Origin of the sequence: Nonomuraea spiralis, assembly GCF_014648435.1 — a bacterium.
Taxonomy (GTDB): domain Bacteria; phylum Actinomycetota; class Actinomycetes; order Streptosporangiales; family Streptosporangiaceae; genus Nonomuraea; species Nonomuraea spiralis.
In genome coordinates this window covers 39,917-58,504 of sequence record NZ_BMRC01000028.1, presented here as the reverse complement: position 1 = coordinate 58,504, position 18,588 = coordinate 39,917, and the positions used below count along the sequence as shown (strand labels likewise).

Sequence of the window (18,588 nt, the reverse complement as noted above, 5' to 3'; positions counted from 1 at the left end):
GATTACATGGCATTGGACCTTGTGTCCAAATAGTGCTTCTCGGCCGCGTTCCAGAACCTGACCAGCGCCGCGGCCGTCGTCTCCGGCGCCTCCACGGCGGGCGAATGCACCGCGCCGGGCACGACCACGCACTCCGCGCCGAGCCGCGCGGCCGTCTCCGACTGTGTCTCGGGCGACCAGCCGTCGTCGTGCTCGCCGTAGAGGACCAGGGTGGGGATCTCGATCTGGCGCAGCTCGTCGGTGCGGTCGTACATGCTCAGCACCTGCTCGGCCATGCAGGCCAGGCCGGTGGGGGAGTTGGTCAGCAGCCGCTTGCGCAGGAACGCCAGGATCTCGTCGGAGACGTCGGCGGCCAGCGCGTCGGGCTCCATCCGGTGGTGCCAGAGGTGTTCGAGACCCAGCGTGGGGATCTCCTCCATGATCTGCCGGCCGTTGCGCGCCCGCCGGCCCTCGACGCCCGCGGGACCGGAGCTCATCAGCGTGAACGAGGCGAACCGCGTGCGCCCGTCGATCACGGCCTCGCGCGCGACCAGGCCGCCGAACGAATGGCCCACCAGGTGGACGGGGTCGCCGCCGCCGATGGCCTGGGCGAGCAGGTCGACGTCGGCCCCGAGGGCCGCGCACGTGTAGGCGGCGGGGTCGTCGGGGCCCGGGGTCTCGTACTGGCCACGCAGGTCGACGGCCACCACCCGGCGGCCGGACTGGGCCAGGGTCATCAGGACCGCGATGAAGTCCTCCTTGCTGCCGGTCAGGCCGGGGACCAGGAGGGCGGGCCAGCGCTCGACCACTCCGCTGACCGGAAGCGCCTCCAGAGCCGCGAACGCACCCTGGGGCGTTTCGAGCTTCTGCGGCGTCACGCCGGGTGGCAGGTCGAGGAATCGCGGCGTACTCACGTGGGGCAACAATACCCAGAGGTCAGCGCCTCGACACCGGCAAACCCACTACGCTGGTGCGAGTTCTGGGGAGTTGTGAGCTATGCGTGATCTCGATGTCCGGCCGGCGACCTCGTGGGCGGACGTGCTCACCGTCTTCGGGACCAATGGGGCCTGTTCCGGCTGTTGGTGCATGTGGTTCAGAACGACGGGGGCGGAGTTCCGTTCCATGGAGCCCGGCGAGCGTCGTGACCGCCTCCAGGGGCTCGTGGACGGCCCTGAGACGGCCCCTGGGGTCCTGGCGTACCTGGACGGGGCACCTGTCGGGTGGTGCGCCGTGGGGCCGCGTGAGGAGCACGTACGGCTCGTCCGCTCGTCCGTCACCAGGCCCGCCGATCCCGGGGAGACCGGCGTGTGGTCGGTGACCTGCTTCTACGTGGCCCGCGCCGGACGCGGCCAGGGCGTCGCCGGGGCGCTGCTCGCGGGCGCGGTCTCGTACGCGGTGGCGCAGGGGGCGCGGGTCGTCGAGGGGTACCCGTCGGACTCCGGCAGGAGGCTCCAGGCGTCCGAGCTCTACCACGGCTGGCGCTCGCTCTTCGAGGACGCGGGCTTCACGGAGGTCGCCCGCAGGTCGCCGACCCGCCCGATCATGCGCCTGACGCCGGGATAGACCGCCGTACAGACGGAAAGGCGCGCACCCCCACTGGGGTGCGCGCCTTTCCTGCCGCTGGTGCTAGCCCGCGCGGCGGCGGTTGCCGCCGCCGCCACCACGGGCCTGGCGGCGCTGCTGCTTGCGCTCGGTCGCCGCGGACGGCGCGATGTCATCGTCGTCCGAGGCCAGGTCGGGTGACTGGAAGATCACCGCGAACGGGCTCGGCGGGATGATCCGCTCCGGCTCCCGGTGGACCGGCGGCGGGGGCGTGGCCAGGAAGCTCGGCTCCGGCACGCGCTCCACGACCGGCTCCACCGGCGCGGCCTCGGCCACGCGGGTGCTCACCGGCTCCGCGGGCGGGGCCTCGGTCGCGCGGCTCCTCGCCGGCGCCTCGGCGGCCTCCTCGCGGGAGCGCGTCTCCGGGGCCTGCGACTGGTCGGCCTTGCGGGTGCGGGTCCGCTTCACCGGGGCCTCCGGTGTCTCGGCCAGCGCCTGCTCGATGGCCGACGAAGCGGCCCCCCTGCCGCGGACGCGCGTGCGCTTCGGCTCGGCGGCCACGGGCTGGATCTCGTCGGGCGTGAAGATGGCGGGAGTCTCCTCCGTCTTGGCGGCCACGAGCTCGACCTCCGGCGTCTCGGCGGGTGCGGTTTCGGCCAGTTCCCTGCCGCCGCGGGTGCGGCGACGCTGGCGCGGGGCGCGGGCCGGGCGCTCTTCGCGCTCCTCGCGGCGGCGGTTGCCGCCACGGTTCCTGGCCCGGCCGGTCTCACCGAGGTCCTCGATGCGCTCCGCGGACAGCCCTGCACGCGAACGGCTCGCGTGCGGCAGGACGCCCTTGGTGCCCTCGGGGATGTTCAGCTCGGTGAAGACGTGCGGCGAGGTGGAGTAGGTCTCCTCGGGCTCGGCGAAGTCGAGCCCGAGCATCTGGTTGATCATCTTCCAGCGGGTCAGCTCCTCCCACTCCACGAAGGTGACCGCGATGCCCGTGCGCCCGGCCCGGCCGGTACGGCCGATGCGGTGCACGTACGTCTTGTCGTCCGTGGGGCAGTCGTAGTTGACCACGTGGGTGACGTCGTCGATGTCGATGCCCCGGGCCGCCACGTCTGTGGCCACCAGGACGTCGATCTTGCCGTTGCGGAAGGCGCGCAGAGCCTGCTCGCGCTGGCCCTGGCCGAGGTCGCCGTGGACGGCCGCGACCGCGAAGCCGCGTGTGTCGAGCTGTTCGGCGACCATGTCGCAGGCCCGCTTGGTCTCGCAGAAGACCATGGTGAGCCCGCGGCCCTCGGCCTGGAGCAGCCGGGCGACGATCTCGATCTTGTCCATCCGGTGGGCGCGCCAGACGATCTGCCGCACCTGCGGGGTGGCCTCACCCTCGCCGCTCTCCATCTCGGCGCGCACGTGGGTGGGACGGTTGAGGTATTTGCGGGACAGCGTGACGATCTCGCCCGGCATGGTGGCCGAGAACAACATCGTCTGCCGCTCCGCGGGGATCAGCTTGAAGATCCGCTCGATGTCGGGCAGGAAGCCCAGGTCCATCATCCGGTCGGCCTCGTCGAGCACGAGGGACGTGACCTGGCTGAGGTCGAGGTGCTTCTGCTTGACCAGGTCGAGCAGACGGCCGGGGGTGCCGACGATGACGTCGACCCCGGCCTTGAGCGCCTCGATCTGCGGCTCGTACGCCCGGCCGCCGTAGACGGTCAGGACTCGGGAGCCGAGCTTGCCGGCCGCGGTGACCAGGTCTTCACTGACCTGTACGGCCAGCTCACGGGTCGGCACGACGACCAGCCCGCGGGGCTTCTTGCGGTTCTTGCGCGGCTTGCCGATGCTCTGGAGCATCGCGATGCCGAACGCGTAGGTCTTGCCCGTGCCCGTGCGCGCCTGGCCGATGAGGTCCTGGCCGCTCAGGGCGAGCGGGAGCGCCATCTCCTGGATGGGGAACGGTGTGACGATACCCTCGGTCTCGAGGGCATCGGCGATCTCTGGTGTGACTCCGAGGTCTCGGAAAGTCGTCAGCGTGGCCTGCCTCAGTCTCAAATGAAGGCGGGCCTGCCGGGACCGACGGGCGGAAAACAGCCCCCGTTACGTGGGTCCTCGCGGTAGAGCCAGCCCTCTCGCGTCATCGCGACCGCGCACCCGGGGAATCGGGGGTTATCGGGGGAATCCCCCGAACTAACACAGTGCGGTCGCACTTTCACAGAGCAGTGTACTCGATACCACAACGCAGGCCGAGCTCGCTTATGTTCCCGAAGATTTCGCGAAGTACGCTGCCCCCATGAAGGAGTCTCCTGGAGTCGTCGACCTGCTCGCTGTTCTAGCTTACGCGGAACTCAGCGCCTACGCCCGGATGACCGAGGACGCCACCACATTGGCGCCCTCGCTCGCCGACCGGGCCGCGCTCAGCGAGCTGGCCGTGGCCGAGTACGCCCATTTCCGCCTGCTGCGCGACCGCCTGGCCGAACTGGGGGCCGACCCGGGGGAGGCCATGGCGCCGTTCGTGGCGGCCCTGGACGCCTGGCACGCCCAGACCAGGCCGGCCGACTGGCTCCAGGCCCTGGTCAAGACGTACGTGGGGGACGGGATCGCGCTCGACTTCTACCGGGAGGCCGCCCGGCACCTGGAGCCGTCGATCGGCAAGCTGGTGGACGAGGTGCTGGTGGACGAGGCACGGTCGCGGTTCGCGGTCGAGCGGGTCAGGGCCGGGATCGAGGCCGATCCGACGGCGGGCGGGCGGCTGGCGTTGTGGGCGCGACGGCTCGTCGGCGAGGCGCTGAGCCAGGGGCAGCAGGTGGCGGCGGCGCGGCCGGAGCTGGCGATGTTGCTGGTGGAGTCGGCGACGGCGGGCGGGGAGACCTCGGACATCTCGCGACTTTTCGCGACCCTGACGGAGGCGCACAACAAGCGGATGGCCGCGCTCGGCATCTAGGCCGCCACGTGGGCAGGTACGCCATCGACGTTCACCAAGCCGGAGCCCCGTTGGCCTTGGAACGGCGTCGACCACCCTTGACCGCCCTCGGCGGCGCTCTCCTGAGCGGTGCTCTCCTGGGTTGTGCCGATGCCGCCGGGACGTCGCCGGGGCACCCTTGCGGTGCCGCTCGCCGTGCGTGACGGGTGGGGCGGATACGGCCTGTGGGGCTCGTGAGGGTACGGCTGGTTGTGGGCCGTACCCCCGTTGTGGGCCGCGGGTGTCTAGAGGGTGCCGCCGAAGCCGACCGGCCTGGATTCGTCCTCGCCGATCTCGACGAAACCGAGCGAGGCCACCGGCACGACCACGCGGCGGCCCTTGACGTCGGTGATGGCGAACACGCCGCGATCGACCGACATCGCGTTCCTGATCTCTTCTTCGACCTGCTCGGCGGAAAGGTCGGTCTCGACAATGAGTTCGCGGTGTACCGAGCGTACGCCGATCTTGACTTCCATCGTGGCTCCCTAGTCGACTGGGCTAGCGCTCAGGTCCATCGTCGCCGCTCCGAGCCCCGGACACGGTGAATGATCGCGCCCAGCGAACGGGTTATGCCGTACGCGGAAAACCGCTGATCCCCCGCCAGGCGAGCCGCGCCATGAGCTGCTCGGCCGCGTCCTTGGGGATCGAGCCCTGCGTGGTGACCCAGTAGCGGGCGCTCACCTCGGCCATGCCGACCAGGCCGACGCCGAGCAGGTGGGCCTCGTCGCTGGTGCAGCCGGTGTCCTCCTGGATGACCGCGCTGACCATCTCCGCGCACTCGCGCAGCGACCGCTCCACCCGCTGGCGCACCGGCGCGACGTTGCGCAGGTCGGACTCGAAGACGAGCCGGAACGCCTCCCCCTGCGTGGAGACGAAGTCGAAGAACGCGCTGAACGTGGCCTGCACCCGCAGTTTGTTCTCGTGGGTGGAGGCCAGGGCCTCGCGGCACCGGTTGACCATGTCGTCGACGTGCAGGTCGAGCAGCGCGAGGTAGAGCTCAAGCTTGCCGGGGAAGTGCTGGTAGAGGACCGGTTTGCTGACGCCGGCCCGATCGGCGATCTCGTCCATGGCGGCCGCGTGGTAGCCGTTTTCCACGAACACTTCCTGCGCGGCGCTCAGCAGTTGCCGGCGGCGGGCCAGTCGGGGCAGCCGGGTGCCCCGGGGCTTGGCGTCCGGGGTTGCGGTCACGCGGGTCTCCATTGGTCTCTCAGCTGGTCTCTCAGCGAACTGTGCCGACATCCTACGTGCGAGTAGGCAACACCTCGGTGGTCATCGTCATAAGGGTTCGGTCTGTCTCGGTCTGTCCGGGGTCTCGCGCTCAGCGGTAGTCGTCGTCGTCGTAGTCGACGACGCGGTCCTGATCGGTGGCGTCGGCGGGATCGACGTCGAGCGGCAGCTCATGGCGCGGTCTGTCCTCGTCCTGGCGCATCTCGCGATGCTGCTCGGCGGCGTCGGCCTCGGGCGTCTCCGGCGACAACTCCTCCTCCTCGGCTTCCTCGTCGTAGACGCTCTCGCCCCCGCGGGTGTCCATTTCCGACATCTTCGGTCCCCCTCTTGGTGTGGACGGATCCAGACTACGCCCGGCCGAAAAGGTCGCCGTGTTCTTCCACGCGGGCGAGTACGTCAGGAGCGGTGAACACCAGGTCATCGGGGTGTTCACAGTCCTCGACCTCCTTCCACGACAGCGGCGTCGAGACCGTCGGCCGCTCCCTGGCCCGCAGCGAGTACGGCGCCACGGTCGTCTTGGCCGGGTTGTTCTGGCTCCAGTCGATGAACACCTTGCCCGGCCTGGCCTTCTTGGCCATGACGCTGACGATCTCCTTGGGATGCTCCTTCTCCAGGACCTGGGCCAGCCTCTTGGCGTACGCGGACGGCTCCTCGCGGCAGTCCCAGTCCGCGTAGAGCTGCATGCCCTTGTTGCCGCTGGTCTTGGGCCGGGCGGTGAGCCCTTCGTCCTTCAGCGCCTCGCGCAGCATGAGCGCCACCCGGCAGCACTCGACGATGGTCGCCGGTGCGCCGGGGTCCAGGTCGAACACGAGCGTGTCGGGCGGCAGCGCCGTGCCGTCCGCGTCCACGCGCCACTGCGGCACGTGCAGCTCCAGCGCGGCGAGGTTGGCGTAATAGACGAGCGTCGGCAGGGCGTCGATGACGGCGAAGTCGATGCTCTCGCGGTTCTTGGAGCTGCCGGGGGCGGGCAGGTTCACCTTCCTGATCCAGCCGGGGGTGTGGTCCGGCGCGTTCTTCTCGAAGAAGAACTGGCCGGTGACGCCGTTGGGGTAACGCTTGACGGTCAGGGGGCGGCCCGCGAGGTGCGGCAGCAGGACGGGCGCCACGCGACTGTAGTAGTCGATGACCTCGGCCTTGGTGAAGCCGATCTCCGGGTAGAGCACCTTGTCCAGGTTGCTGAGGGTCAGCTCGCGCCCGTCGACCCTGACCGGCACCTTCTTCATCACGTCACCTCCGCTTCCACCACGTCACCTCCGGCTTCACAGCGTCACCTCCGCGGGGATCCTGTCGGCACGCAGTCCGCGCCACACCGGGTGTCTCAGTCGCAGCTCGTCGGTCCACATCGTGTAGGCCACCTCCCCGACGAGATCGGGCCTAACCCACCGGTTCCTCCACGGAACCTCGTTCGCGAAGGGACTGTGCGGGATCTCCAGCGGCTCCAGCATGTGGTGGAGGTCGTCCAGGATGGCGTCGGTGAACCCGGTTCCCACGTGGCCGACGTACGTCAGCCCTTCACCGGTGAAGACGCCCATGACGAGCGAGCCGACGCCGCCCGCCCTGCGGCCCTTGCCGGGTTTCCAGCCGCCGATCACGACGTCCCTCGTACTGAGGTGCTTCACCTTGATCCACCACGGCGAGCGCACGCCGGGGCGGTAGGGGGAGTCGAGGCGCTTGGCCACCACCCCCTCAAGGCCCTGCTCGCGCGTGGCGCCGAGCAGGTCGGAGTCTCCGGGGAAGTACGGCGGCGCGCCGATGTCCAGTTCGTCGAGGAGGGCGCGGCGGTCGCGGTAGGACAGGTCGAACAGCGGCATGCCGTCGAGGCAGAGCAGGTCGAAGGGCATGTACGTGACGGGGTAGAGCTCCAGCACGGCCGGTTCCGGATCGGTCAGGTGCATCCTGTGCTGGAGCCGTACGAAACTGGGCCTGCCGCGCGCGTCCAGCGCCACGACCTCGCCGTCGATGACGGCGTTCTTGATCCCAAATCCCGAGATCTCGGGATATCGCCGGGTGTACTCCACACCGTGCCGTCCCGTCACCCGCACCCCGCCGTCGAAGTGCACGAGGGCCCGGATGCCGTCCCACTTGACCTCCAGGCCGTATCGGTCGCGATCGGACGGTAGTTCCCCAGGTACGGCCAGCATTGGTTCGATCGGGTATGGCATTGGTTGCCCCATGACGGGTATGTGCCCATATGGTGAGCCCGCTACTGCTTTGGAGTGCCCATGCGCAGCATCTGGAAGGGTGCGATCTCCTTCGGGCTGGTCACGATTCCGGTGAAGCTGTACTCGGCCACCGAGCAGAAGGACGTCAGCTTCCACCAGGTCCACCGGGACGACGGCGGCAGGATCCGCTACAAGCGCGTGTGCACGATCGACGGCGAGGAGGTCCCGTACGCGGATATCGCCAAAGGGTACGAACTGGCCTCGGGCGAGATGGTGGTGCTCACCGACGAGGACTTCGAGGACCTGCCGCTGAGCACGTCGCGGCGGATCGACGTCCTTCAGTTCGCCCCTGCTGAGCAGATCGACCCTATTTACTTTGCCAAGTCGTACTATCTGGAGCCCGACGCCCAGGGCGCGAAGCCGTACGTGTTGTTGCGCAACGCCCTGGAGAGCTCTGGGCAGGTCGCGGTGGTCAAGGTGGCGCTGCGGCAGCGGGAGTCGCTGGCCACACTGCGCGTACGGGACGGGGTGTTCGTCCTGGAGACCATGTTGTGGCCGGACGAGATCCGCACCCCGGACTTCGGCTTCCTGGAGGAGGACATCGAGGTCCGGGCCCAGGAGTTGAAGATGGCCGAGTCGCTGATCACCACGATGGAGTCGGACTTCGACCCGGGCGAGTACCACGACACGTACCGCGAGGCGTTGCAGCAGGTGATCGAGGCGAAGGTGGCGGGCAAGGAGGTCATCGCGGCGCCGGAGGAGGAAGAGGCCGGGCCGGCGGTGGACCTCATGGCCGCCCTGCGTGCCAGCGTCGAGGCCGCGAAGCGGGAACGTACGGGGGAGCCGGCCAAACCGAAGAAGGCGACAGGCGGCGGCAAGTCCTCCAAGGAGGCCAAGGAGCCTAAGGAGGCCAAGGAGGCCAAGGAGGAGGAGGCCAAGGAGGAGGAGAAGGCCCCACCCAAGCGCAAGGCCCGCAAATCCGCCTGACCGGCCCGACTCCTTCTCACGGGCCGGCCCTGGCATCCACTGGCGACCACCAGGACGCCCAAGGCGAACCAGACCACCGTGGCCGAGCCTTGGTCCCCACCGACCGGCCCGCCCGCCGCACGCCCCCCCGCTGTTCCACCGCGAGTACGCCCCCCGCTGTTCCACCGCGAGTACGCCCTGTTCCACCGCGATGACGCCCGCCGACGTGGCCGGCAGACCGCCTGGCGAGGGCATGAACGCCTTCTCGGCCCTCCTGGAAGCCGCCGAGGTCGACGGCCGACTGCACCATGAGCCCCGAAGAGAGTGACCACGCTCACGTTCTTGACGGCGGTCAGGGCGATGAGCGGCAGGACACCCCCGTAAGCCGACCGCCCGCAGCTCGTCCGCCAGGCCGCCGCGGATTGGCCGAGGACCGATGCAGCACCCGGCCCAGGGCGACGGCGCTGAACCCGCCGACGGCGGAGGCGCTGAGCACAATGACGGCGGCGAAGGTTCACCCGCGTCCCGAGGTGTCGGCCGATGAGGGTGCCCAGCGAGGGCCATGCAGGCGGCTGGGGAGATCGCGACGGCGAATAAGCCGGTCGCCACCGGCTCGGCCACGAACTGCTCGGCCAGGAGAACCGGTTCGGTGGGCGCAAGGGGCCGAGGTGGCGTTCACGACGATAGAGGCGGTGATGAGCCCTAGGATGCGCGGCCGGCCCGGGGCCTGACCGGTGTGGTGACCGCCCGCCCTTCGGCGATCACGCTGTGGCGTAGGTGCTTCGCTGACGGAACGGATATCCGGGCAGGATCCGGCAACGCTGAAGAGCACCAGCATGAGAGAGATGGCGGGAAGCGGCGTGGCATCCCCCAGATGGCTCGGACTCGCACGATCCGTGTCGGCGCGGAGGCTGTGGCTCACGAGCTGGGGCTGATCCCGGCCCAGGTGATCGCGTTGTGACCGGCTGCGGGTGAGGTCAAGCAGATCGTGCTCATGACGGTGGGCACGCGTGTCGGGGTGGCTGAACGTACGTGCGCTCGCCGCCGGCCGGGCTCGGCGGCGTGCGGCAGGAGTCGCTGTGGGACTGCTTCAGGCTCTCGTCGATTGAACGTGTCTCCTGCTCGGGCCAGAGGCGGTGCGAAAGGCGCGGTTCACCGCGGTTCGCCATGGCTGACGTGGCTGCCCCTGGTCGGCCGCCCCCTGTTTCGGCTGTCTCCATGGTCCCCGCGCTTCTGCGGTCCGCGGGGTATACAGGCTGGTGGCACATAACGGCTATTAGCCATAAAGCGGACATTATCTTCATATCGCAATAAGCGGCACTAATTGCCTGGTGTAAATCGGTTGATCACCGGCACTCCTGACCGATCAAGGGGGGAGTTGGGCTTCCGGATCGGCCCAACCGTGCTCGTCAACCCCCTTCTCGGCGATCATGATAGATTCGGACATATCATGGCATATCAGTCAATAATTGTTTAATGCAAGCAATAAGGCTGTTAATGCATAGCAAAAAGGCGGCGGTTCTGTGTTGCCGTGCCCGCGTCCAGGAAATGACATTTCACGGATGGCTCATCACAGGTCGTCCAAGGGCAGTTCCCTGGCAACCGGGGAGCGTTGAGAACGGGGCAACCAATCCTTTAGGGGGAAACGCAATGCCCAAGCTCAAGAGTATTCTCGCAGGCCTCGCCGTCAGCACCGCCATGAGCGGCGGTGTCATCGCGCTGGGTGCGGCGACCACCGCGACCAGCGCCGACGCCGCCACTGTCGGTGCCGCCACTTCCACCGGTGTCCAGGCCGGCTGCTTCCGCCGACTCCGCTGCGGCGGCGGCTGGGGCGGCGGCTGGGGCTGGGGCGGCGGCGGCTGGGGCTGGCGCCGGAACAACGGCAACCGCGTGGGCAGGGTGAAGGTCAGCATCCACAACCGCAACTTCAACCGTAACCGGGTGACGGACACGGAGACCGTGCGGCCGAGGCACCACGACCACGACCACGACCACGACGACTGGCGCTGACGACGAGGACGGAACCGTCATCCTCATGAAGGCGGTGCCGCGCTGAACAAGACCGCCGGGTACCGGGCTCGGGCGACGGTCTGAATTCGGCTCAGCGCGCCGGAGGATTCATTCTCTCCGTCTCTTCGGAAATTCTGGTGAGGGCTCCATCGGCATCGGCCGGGGAGCCCTCACTTGCGTTTTCTACGCGACTCGCCATATGGATCTGTGTATACCGGCAAAAGTGGACAATTGCGGTTTGCTGGTAATTCAAGGGGATATATCAACGTCATGGATGGTAGGCACGGCAAGCCGTACCGTCCACGTCGTTTCCTGGGAATCCGGAAGCGTCGAGAAACGGGGCATCCAAACCTTTAGGAGGAAACGCAATGCCCAAGTTCAAAAGTGTTATCGCCGGCCTCGCCATGAGCACGGCGCTGAGCGGCGGCGCGATCGCCCTCGGTGCGGCGACCACGGCCACCAGCGCCGAAGCCGCCACCAACGTCACCGCCGCGGCGACCACCACCACTCTGTCCGGCTGCTTCCGTCGCTCGTGGTGCGGCGGCGGCTGGGGCTGGCGCAACAACTGGCGTCGTCACCGGCTCCCCAGGATCCGCATCATCATCGTCAACCGCAACCGGAACCACGACGTGATCGCGCAGAACGCTCGCCAGCACGTGCGCGCTGACGACGCCGAGCGTGACTGGAGCTGACCGGAAGCTCTCGAACCGGGGCGCGAACCGCGATCGCGCAACTGAGTGCCCGCATCCCACCAGATCCTCGTTCCCGCCGGGAACGAGCTCCTGGCAGGGGATGCGGGCACTCACTCGTTTCACCTTCTTGTCCGTACGGTCTCGGGACCGGGCGGCGATCCCGTAGGGAGGGCCCCTGGACGACGTCCGGAGGGGCCAGGAATGGCTGGAGACAAGGTGAGTGCCCGCATCCGGGGGGCGATCCCCGCTCTGTCGGGAGCGGGGTCGGCCGGATGCGGGCACTTCACTGTGTCGGCGTGGTCTCACTTCTCAGGCGAGCTCTCGCTGTGCGGGCTCTCCCCGGGGTGAGACTCCCGCCTAGTCGTCCTGGTGCTCGCGCTCGTCGTGCCGCTGCACGTTGTTGTTGTTGTGGTTGCTGTTGTGGTTCGAGTTGTGGATGACGACGCGGACCCGGGGGGCGTTGTTACGACGCCAGCCCCAGCCGCCGCCGCGACCCCAGCCCCAGCCTCCGCCGCGGCCCCAGCCCCAGCCGCCGCCGCAGCGGCGGTGGCAGCCGCCGCCCCAGCGGTTGCCCCAGTTGCGGCCCCAGCCGCCCCAGCCGCACCGGGTCTCCCGGAAGCAGCCGGCGAGGGTGGCCGCGGTGGCCGAGCCGGTGACGCTGGCGGCGTTGGCCCCGGTGGCGGTGGTCGCCGCGCCTACGCTGACCACACCGCCGGTGAGCGCGGTGCCCATGGCGAGCCCTGCGATAACACTTTTGAGCTTGGGCATTGTGTTTCCCCCTAAAAGGATTGATTGCCCCGTACTCGACGCTCCGGCGAAATCCGAGCCTTCCGAATTTCTTTGGAGCGGCGTGGATGCCCGCTAGCGAACATCCATGCTAGGGATATATCCCACCGAATGCCCCACAAACGGACATTGTCCTCTCTTATCCGACACTATGCCGCATCGTGGTGCATAATCGGACATTTCGGACTCATTGGGGTGAGGGGATTCGGGCTGATCCCGCATTCAACGGCGGATTTCGCATTCAGGGGCGGATCCGTATTCAGGGGGAACGCAGTGAAGGCCCCACCGGCAGAATGCCAGTGGAGCCTTCACCGGGAATTGCCGCGGTGACAGAAGAGAAAGGAAACTCAGGCGGCCCCGCAATGTCCGGGTGCGGTCACTTCCTGAGAGCCCAGTACTCGCCGGTCGGATTCACTTCGCCGTGAAGAGCGACCATCCATGGACTACGGGCACCATTCCCGCGCGATCAGTCCTCGCGGTCGAAGCGCGCCCGGCGGTCCTCGCGCAGCTCGTTGTTGGTCCTCGTGTCGGTGTTGTCGTTCGTGTTCTCGTTGAAGATCTTGACGCAGACGCCGCCGCCGCGGTGCCGGCGCCAGCCGCCACCCCAGCCGCCGCCGCCCCAGCCGCCGCCGCCCCAGCCGAAGCCGCCGCCGCCGCCCCAGCCGTGGCGGTTCCTGTTGCAGCGGTGGTGACGACGGTGCCACCAGCCGTGGCCGTCTCCGTCGCCCCAGCTGAGGGTCGTCGGGCTGGTGAGGTTGTTCGCGGTGCTGGCGTTGGCGGTGGTCGTCGCGCCCAGGCTGACCACGCCGCCGGTCAGCGCGGTGCTGACGGCGAGACCTGCGATAACACTTTTGAGCTTGGGCATTGCGTTTCCCCCTAAAGGATTGGTTGCCCCGTTCTCGACGTTCCCGAGAGACCCGGGAACCAGGTCTTGAACGACTAGCTGATGAGCCATCCACGAAAAGTCATTTCCGAGACAGAGCTACAGCAAACAGGAGTGGCCCTATTTTGCTATGCATTAGCAATCTTATTGCTTGCATTACAGCTCTATCGAATGAAATGCCATGATATGTCCGATTATGTACATATGACGGACCGCCCATCACAGCGGGTTCCGGCAGCGCCGGCCCTGCTTTTCTCATGGAATGACGACATGGCCGTACGTGCCGGAAGGCAGTGGTCATGCGTGCATTCACGGCTCGCCGAAAAGCGTGCCGAGTCACACTGATGCGCCAGGCATGAGAAATGCGAGTCGATGTTGCCGTCGGGATTGTTCGGGGAATGGAATTACGCTTCCCCGATGGATTCTCAGTGGCTGCGACGATCTTTCTGTTGACGGAGAGTGTCGAGAAAGTCGCACACTGTATCCGCTTCTCATGCTTACCCGTGCTGACCCTGATAAACGGTGACGGACAGCTTTTGCCGCACACTTAAGCTGGCATGAGATCCATTAGATCTCTATGTGCCGCGATAGTCGGAAATGTCGGACTCGCCACCATCAGACGGAGGCCCGGCGCAGCCCGTACCTCGGGAAACGGACAGGCCGAGCCCCGGAGAGACGAACCAGGGGAGGGGGCGGGCTGCCGAGGGGACTAATGCCGGCGGAACTTCTTCAGGTAGTGGGAGAAGCTGTACCCCCGGCGGCCGTGCTCGGTCCCGTGGGACCTGCGCCACCCGTCGAACCTCCGGCAGCTTCCCCGCGAATGGTCCCCCGGGTAGAGCTTGTCGACGATCCGCCCCCGCGGCACGGCACGTACGTTGAGCCAGGTCCTGACGTGCACCACCCGGTACTTGCAGGCGGGGGCCCGCAGGACCGACGCGGCCGCGCCCGGCGCGGCGAGCCCGCCTCCGGCCGCGACCACCGCCGCGGCCAGGAGCCCCGCGGCGACGCGCCGGACGGCACCGATGCGCCCGACAGCGCCGATGCGGCTGAAGAGCATGACGTCCCCCCTCACGTCCGTGTTTAGGGCTGTATGTCCATCGATGCTCTGATAAGTCAAATAAAAGCAGTGTCTGTACGGAATGCAGACCCCGACCAGGCGCGCTGGTTATCGTGGAACGAGCGACAAGGAGGACGTATGACAGCGGCGGACCCGATCCCTCACTGGCCAGGACGCATGATCGGCCCGGTGCACGTCCGGTCCACCCCGCACGGCCCGCGCGAGCAGGCCGTGTTCGTCCACGGGCTGGCGGGCTCGGCCACCAACTGGACCGACCTCATGGACGAGCTCAAGGACACCGTCACCGGCCACGCCCTCGACCTGCCCGGCGCGGGCTTCTCCCCGGCGCCGGAGGACGGCGACTACACGGTCGCCCACCACGCCCGGTCGGTGGTCGAGCTGATGGAGCACACCGGCCCGGCCCACCTGTTCGGCAACTCGCTGGGCGGCGCGGTCGCGGTACGGGTCGCCGCGGCCCGGCCCGACCTGGTCCGCTCGCTCACACTCATCTCACCCGCCCTGCCCGACCTGCTGCCGAGGTACGGCCCGGTCCGCGTGGCCGCCGCCGCCGTGCCCAGGGTGGGCGAATGGTTCGCGGGCAAGCTGCGTCTGCTCCCCGCCGAGCAGCGCATCAACGCCTCCTTCGCCATGGTCTGGGCGAACATGAACGCCGTCCACCCCGTACGCCTGGCCGACGCCGTCGAGGAGCTGCGCCGGCGCGACGACGTCCCGTACGCGGGCGCGGCCATGATCGGTTCGGCCAGGGGCATCGTGGCCGAGTACTTCCGCAGGGGCGAGGACAACCTGTGGCGCCAGGCGGCCCGGGTCGAGGCGCCGACCCTCATCGTCCACGGCCGGCACGACCGTCTGGTGCGCCCGGCGATGGCGGCGAAGGCGGGCCGTACGTTCCGCCAGGTCAGGCTCGTGCTGCTGCCGACGGCGGGACACGTGGCGATGATGGAGATGCCCCGCGTGGTGGCCGCCGAGGCACGCCGTCTGATCAGTGAGACGAGATTGGGGAATGCCCCACTCGCGAAGTAGGTTTCAGCTAGAGATGTGACCCCCTGAAACGGGAGCGTAGAACGTGTCGTTGCCACCGCTGGTCGAGCCGGCCACAGAGCTGACCGTAGATGAAGTGCGCCGCTACTCGCGCCACCTGATCATCCCCGATGTCGGGATGGCCGGGCAGAAGCGGCTGAAGAACGCCAAGGTGCTGTGTGTGGGCGCCGGGGGCCTGGGCTCTCCGGCCCTGCTGTACCTGGCGGCGGCGGGTGTCGGCACCCTCGGCATCATCGACTTCGACGTGGTCGATGAGTCCAACCTGCAGCGCCAGGTCATCCACGGCCAGTCCGACGTGGGCAGGCTGAAGGCCGAGAGCGCCGCGGCGTCGGTCCGCGAGATCAACCCGCTGGTCGAGGTCGTGATCCACAACGCGACCCTGACCACCGAGAACGTCATGGAGATCTTCTCCGCCTACGACCTCATCGTCGACGGCACGGACAACTTCGCCACCCGCTACATGGTGAACGACGCCGCCGTGCTGCTCGGCAAGCCGTACGTCTGGGGTTCGATCTACCGCTTCGACGGCCAGGCCAGCGTGTTCTGGGCCGAGCACGGGCCCTGCTACCGCTGCCTCTACCCCGAGCCCCCGCCTCCCGGCATGGTGCCGTCGTGCGCCGAGGGCGGCGTGCTCGGCGTGCTGTGCGCGTCGATCGGCTCGATCCAGGTCAACGAGGCCATCAAGCTCCTGACGGGCATCGGCGACCCGCTGGTCGGCCGCCTGATGATCTACGACGCCCTGGAGATGAAGTACCGGGACGTCAAGGTCCGCAAGGACCCCGAGTGCGTGCTGTGCGGCAAGAACCCGACGGTCACCGAGCTGCTCGAGGACTACGAGGCGTTCTGCGGCGCGATCTCCGACGAGGCCGCGCAGGCCGCCAGCGGCTCCACGATCACCGCGCAGGAGCTCAAGTCCATGATGGACAAGGGCGACAACATCTACGTGGTCGACGTCCGCGAGATCAACGAGTACGAGATCGTCTCCATCCCGGGCGCCACGCTGATCCCCAAGGGCGAGTTCCTCAACGGCTCGGCCCTGGAGAAGCTGCCCCAGGACAGGCGCATCGTGCTCCACTGCAAGTCGGGCGCGCGCTCGGCCGAGGCGCTCGCGATCGTCAAGAACGCGGGCTTCTCCGACGCCGTGCACGTCGGCGGCGGGGTGCTGAGCTGGGTCAAGACCGTGGACCCGAGCCTGCCCAGCTACTGAGGCGTTTTCCCGGGATCATCCCGCCGAGGCGCTTAAGGTCGGTGTCGTGAACCACGCCCGCCCCTGGCCCACCCTGGTGGTCTCCTCCGCGCTGACACTGGTCTGCGCGGTGGCCGCCGGGGTGGCCGGGAGCGCGGCGGGCACCGAGCTGACCCGCGGTCCCAGCGCGGCCGAGCTGCGCACGGCCGCCATCCGCGAGGTCGCCGAACGCTGGCGTTCCTGGCCCGCCGGACGCGTCTTCCCCGCGGCCCTGCCGTACGCGGCCGAGCAGGGCGGGCAGGAACGCGCCGAGCGCATCGGCATCTCACCCCACACCGGCTGCGGCGCGGAGACCGTCGACGCGAAGGCCGCCAAAGCGCTGCGCGAGGCCGGGTGCAGGGGTGTGCTGCGGGCCACCTACATCGACGCGCTGCGCGGGGTCCTCGTCACCGTGGGCGTGGTGGCGCTGCCCGACGAGTCGCACGCCGTCCGGGCCAGAGGGGTGTTCGCCGACAACGGCAAGCCCGTGCCCGGCCTGCGGCCGCTGGCCTTCCAGGGCACGGTCGCCGAACGTTTCACGTCGCCCATGCGGCAGGCCGGGTCGGTGCGCCAGGCGGGCCCGTACGTGGTGCTGACCACGGCCGGGCAGGTGGACGGGCGGCCCGCGACCGCGACGGGCGAGTCCCGGCCGGCCATCTTCGCCTTCGCCACCGAGTTGTCCGAACGGGTGCTGCTCGGCCTGAGCACACCCCGGATGCCCGACTGCGCCTCGAAGGAGTGGCGATGCTGAGGCGCGGCGCCGCGACGGCGCTGACCGGGGCGCTGCTCTTCGCCGTCGTGCCCGTGGTGCCCGTCGCGCCCGCTCTGGCCGAACACGCCGAACACGCCGACCACGCCGACGATGCCGGTGGCGCCGACGACGTGCGCGGCGGGCAGCGGGCGGTGATCGAGACGCTCGACCTGCCCACGGCCTGGCGTACCAGCAAGGGCGCCGGGGTGACGGTGGCCGTGCTCGACTCAGGGGTCGATCCGGACCACCGCGACCTGGCCGGCTCGGTGACCGTGGGCCGCGACTTCACCGAGGGCGCCAACCCGCCCGGGGTCGGTCCGCTGCGGCTGCACGGCACGTACATGGCCTCGCTGATCGCCGGGCACGGCCACGGGCCCGGCGGGAAGAAGGGTGTCATCGGCGTCGCGCCCGAGGCCGGCGTACTGTCGGTGAGGGTCATCCTGGAGGACGAGGAGCCGGGGTTCAGGGAGTTCAACTCGGCCGAACGCTTCGAGAACGTGGTGGCCAGGGGCATTCGCTACGCGGTCGACGAGGGGGCGGACGTCATCAACATGTCGATCTCCAAGGAACTCGCCACCAGGGAGGAACGGGCGGCCATCCGGTACGCCATCTCCAAGGGCGTCGTGCTGGTGGCCGCGGCCGGCAACGACGGCGACAGGAAGACCGGCGGGGACTTCGCGCCCTACTCCTACCCGGCCGCCTTCCCCGGCGTGGTGTCGGTGGGGGCGACCGACCGGCGGCTGCGGCGGGCCACGTTCTCCAACTGGAACTCCTCGGTGCTGGTGGCCGCGCCGGGCGTGGACATCATGGGCGCGGGGCCCGGCGACGAGTACTGGGTCGGCAGGGGCACCTCGCAGGCCACCGCGCTCGTCTCGGGGGTGGCCGCCCTCATCAAGGCCAGGTTCCCGCGGATGTCGCCGCCGCTGGTGGTCCAGGCGCTCGCCGACAGCGCCGACGACCGCCCGCCGGGCGGCTACGACACCGGCACCGGGTTCGGCGTCGTCAACGCCGCGCGGGCCCTGTCCGAGGCCGCCCGCCTGGCCACGCACACCGAGACCGCGACCGGCCCGCAGGCCCAGGACCCCGACGTGCCGCTGGCGGGCGGCCCGGCCGGGCCCATCAGGGTCACCACGAGGGACCACCGGCGCGTGACGGTCTACGCCGCCGTCGCCGCCGCGGCGGCTGCCGGGGCGCTCGCGTCGCTGGGAGTCATCTTCTTCCTGGTCAGGCGTGTACGGCGGGACCACAGCTCACAAGACGCATGATCCGCCTCCTAACGGGGACGAATGAGACAGGGACCGATCGCGG

The 18,588-nt window shown here is 68.9% G+C and carries 19 protein-coding genes; 9 read left to right on the top strand and 10 right to left on the bottom strand.

Annotation, left to right across the window (positions count from 1 at the left end; genetic code table 11):
* Nucleotides 1-2: 2 nt before the first annotated feature.
* Complete coding sequence (locus IEZ27_RS42785) at nucleotides 3-893, bottom strand: alpha/beta fold hydrolase (protein ID WP_189652488.1); 891 nt, start codon at nucleotides 891-893, stop codon at nucleotides 3-5.
* 172 nt (nucleotides 894-1,065) lie between these two features.
* Here IEZ27_RS42785 and IEZ27_RS42780 point away from each other — a divergent pair, with 172 nt between their 5' ends.
* Entirely contained in the window at nucleotides 1,066-1,542 is a 477-nt protein-coding gene (locus IEZ27_RS42780) for a GNAT family N-acetyltransferase (protein WP_189652487.1), read from the top strand.
* 63 nt (nucleotides 1,543-1,605) lie between these two features.
* On the opposite strand, the gene IEZ27_RS42775 is transcribed toward IEZ27_RS42780, so the two are convergent.
* Entirely contained in the window at nucleotides 1,606-3,444 is a 1,839-nt protein-coding gene (locus tag IEZ27_RS42775) for a DEAD/DEAH box helicase (protein ID WP_189652486.1), read from the bottom strand.
* Between the two features lie 349 nt (nucleotides 3,445-3,793).
* Here IEZ27_RS42775 and IEZ27_RS42770 point away from each other — a divergent pair, with 349 nt between their 5' ends.
* Nucleotides 3,794-4,444: a ferritin-like fold-containing protein gene (locus IEZ27_RS42770; protein ID WP_189652485.1), complete on the top strand. Its 651-nt coding sequence runs from the start codon at nucleotides 3,794-3,796 to the stop codon at nucleotides 4,442-4,444.
* 263 nt (nucleotides 4,445-4,707) lie between these two features.
* On the opposite strand, the gene IEZ27_RS42765 is transcribed toward IEZ27_RS42770, so the two are convergent.
* The 5 genes from IEZ27_RS42765 to ligD (IEZ27_RS42745) form a co-directional block, all read right to left on the bottom strand.
* Nucleotides 4,708-4,938, bottom strand: coding sequence for a DUF3107 domain-containing protein (locus tag IEZ27_RS42765; protein WP_189652484.1), 231 nt, complete (start codon nucleotides 4,936-4,938; stop codon nucleotides 4,708-4,710).
* A 91-nt stretch (nucleotides 4,939-5,029) separates the two neighbouring features.
* On the bottom strand, nucleotides 5,030-5,650 hold the full coding sequence (locus IEZ27_RS42760; protein WP_221762272.1) for a TetR/AcrR family transcriptional regulator: 621 nt from the start codon (nucleotides 5,648-5,650) through the stop codon (nucleotides 5,030-5,032).
* A gap of 130 nt (nucleotides 5,651-5,780) precedes the next feature.
* A complete protein-coding gene (locus IEZ27_RS42755; protein WP_189652483.1) occupies nucleotides 5,781-5,993 on the bottom strand; it encodes a hypothetical protein in 213 nt (70 codons plus the stop codon).
* A gap of 43 nt (nucleotides 5,994-6,036) precedes the next feature.
* Complete coding sequence (gene ligD, locus IEZ27_RS42750; protein ID WP_189652482.1) at nucleotides 6,037-6,912, bottom strand: non-homologous end-joining DNA ligase; 876 nt, start codon at nucleotides 6,910-6,912, stop codon at nucleotides 6,037-6,039.
* Nucleotides 6,913-6,948: 36 nt separating this feature from the next.
* Complete coding sequence (gene ligD, locus IEZ27_RS42745) at nucleotides 6,949-7,830, bottom strand: non-homologous end-joining DNA ligase (RefSeq protein WP_229824838.1); 882 nt, start codon at nucleotides 7,828-7,830, stop codon at nucleotides 6,949-6,951.
* An 81-nt stretch (nucleotides 7,831-7,911) separates the two neighbouring features.
* On the opposite strand from ligD (IEZ27_RS42745), the gene ku reads away from it, so the two are divergent.
* The 3 genes from ku (at nucleotide 7,912) to IEZ27_RS42730 (ending at nucleotide 11,519) form a co-directional block, all read left to right on the top strand.
* On the top strand, nucleotides 7,912-8,838 hold the full coding sequence (gene ku, locus IEZ27_RS42740) for a non-homologous end joining protein Ku (RefSeq protein ID WP_189652480.1): 927 nt from the start codon (nucleotides 7,912-7,914) through the stop codon (nucleotides 8,836-8,838).
* Nucleotides 8,839-10,467: 1,629 nt separating this feature from the next.
* Nucleotides 10,468-10,827 carry a hypothetical protein gene (locus IEZ27_RS42735; RefSeq protein WP_189652479.1) on the top strand — a complete coding sequence of 120 codons (360 nt, stop codon included), beginning with the start codon at nucleotides 10,468-10,470 and terminating at the stop codon, nucleotides 10,825-10,827.
* A 368-nt stretch (nucleotides 10,828-11,195) separates the two neighbouring features.
* Nucleotides 11,196-11,519: a hypothetical protein gene (locus tag IEZ27_RS42730; RefSeq protein WP_189652478.1), complete on the top strand. Its 324-nt coding sequence runs from the start codon at nucleotides 11,196-11,198 to the stop codon at nucleotides 11,517-11,519.
* Between the two features lie 357 nt (nucleotides 11,520-11,876).
* Here IEZ27_RS42730 and IEZ27_RS42725 read toward each other — a convergent pair whose 3' ends face one another.
* The 3 genes from IEZ27_RS42725 to IEZ27_RS42715 all read right to left on the bottom strand — a co-directional run bounded on the left by IEZ27_RS42725 (nucleotide 11,877) and on the right by IEZ27_RS42715 (nucleotide 14,245).
* Nucleotides 11,877-12,287 (bottom strand): hypothetical protein, encoded by a 411-nt coding sequence (locus tag IEZ27_RS42725; RefSeq protein ID WP_189652477.1) that lies wholly within the window; start codon nucleotides 12,285-12,287, stop codon nucleotides 11,877-11,879.
* 484 nt (nucleotides 12,288-12,771) lie between these two features.
* The gene (locus tag IEZ27_RS42720) at nucleotides 12,772-13,170 is read right to left on the bottom strand and encodes a hypothetical protein (protein ID WP_189652476.1); all 399 of its coding nucleotides are present in this window, start codon (nucleotides 13,168-13,170) and stop codon (nucleotides 12,772-12,774) included.
* A gap of 727 nt (nucleotides 13,171-13,897) precedes the next feature.
* Complete coding sequence (locus IEZ27_RS42715) at nucleotides 13,898-14,245, bottom strand: hypothetical protein (protein ID WP_189652475.1); 348 nt, start codon at nucleotides 14,243-14,245, stop codon at nucleotides 13,898-13,900.
* Between the two features lie 138 nt (nucleotides 14,246-14,383).
* On the opposite strand from IEZ27_RS42715, the gene IEZ27_RS42710 reads away from it, so the two are divergent.
* The 4 genes from IEZ27_RS42710 to IEZ27_RS42695 are packed head-to-tail and all read left to right on the top strand — an operon-like array spanning nucleotide 14,384 to nucleotide 18,545.
* Nucleotides 14,384-15,286, top strand: coding sequence for an alpha/beta fold hydrolase (locus IEZ27_RS42710; RefSeq protein ID WP_189652474.1), 903 nt, complete (start codon nucleotides 14,384-14,386; stop codon nucleotides 15,284-15,286).
* Between the two features lie 43 nt (nucleotides 15,287-15,329).
* Complete coding sequence (gene moeZ / locus IEZ27_RS42705; RefSeq protein ID WP_189652473.1) at nucleotides 15,330-16,511, top strand: adenylyltransferase/sulfurtransferase MoeZ; 1,182 nt, start codon at nucleotides 15,330-15,332, stop codon at nucleotides 16,509-16,511.
* A 46-nt stretch (nucleotides 16,512-16,557) separates the two neighbouring features.
* The gene (locus IEZ27_RS42700; RefSeq protein ID WP_229824837.1) at nucleotides 16,558-17,280 is read left to right on the top strand and encodes a hypothetical protein; all 723 of its coding nucleotides are present in this window, start codon (nucleotides 16,558-16,560) and stop codon (nucleotides 17,278-17,280) included.
* Entirely contained in the window at nucleotides 17,274-18,545 is a 1,272-nt protein-coding gene (locus tag IEZ27_RS42695) for a S8 family serine peptidase (protein WP_189652472.1), read from the top strand. Before IEZ27_RS42700 ends, IEZ27_RS42695 begins: the two co-directional genes overlap by 7 nt.
* Nucleotides 18,546-18,588: the final 43 nt, after the last annotated feature.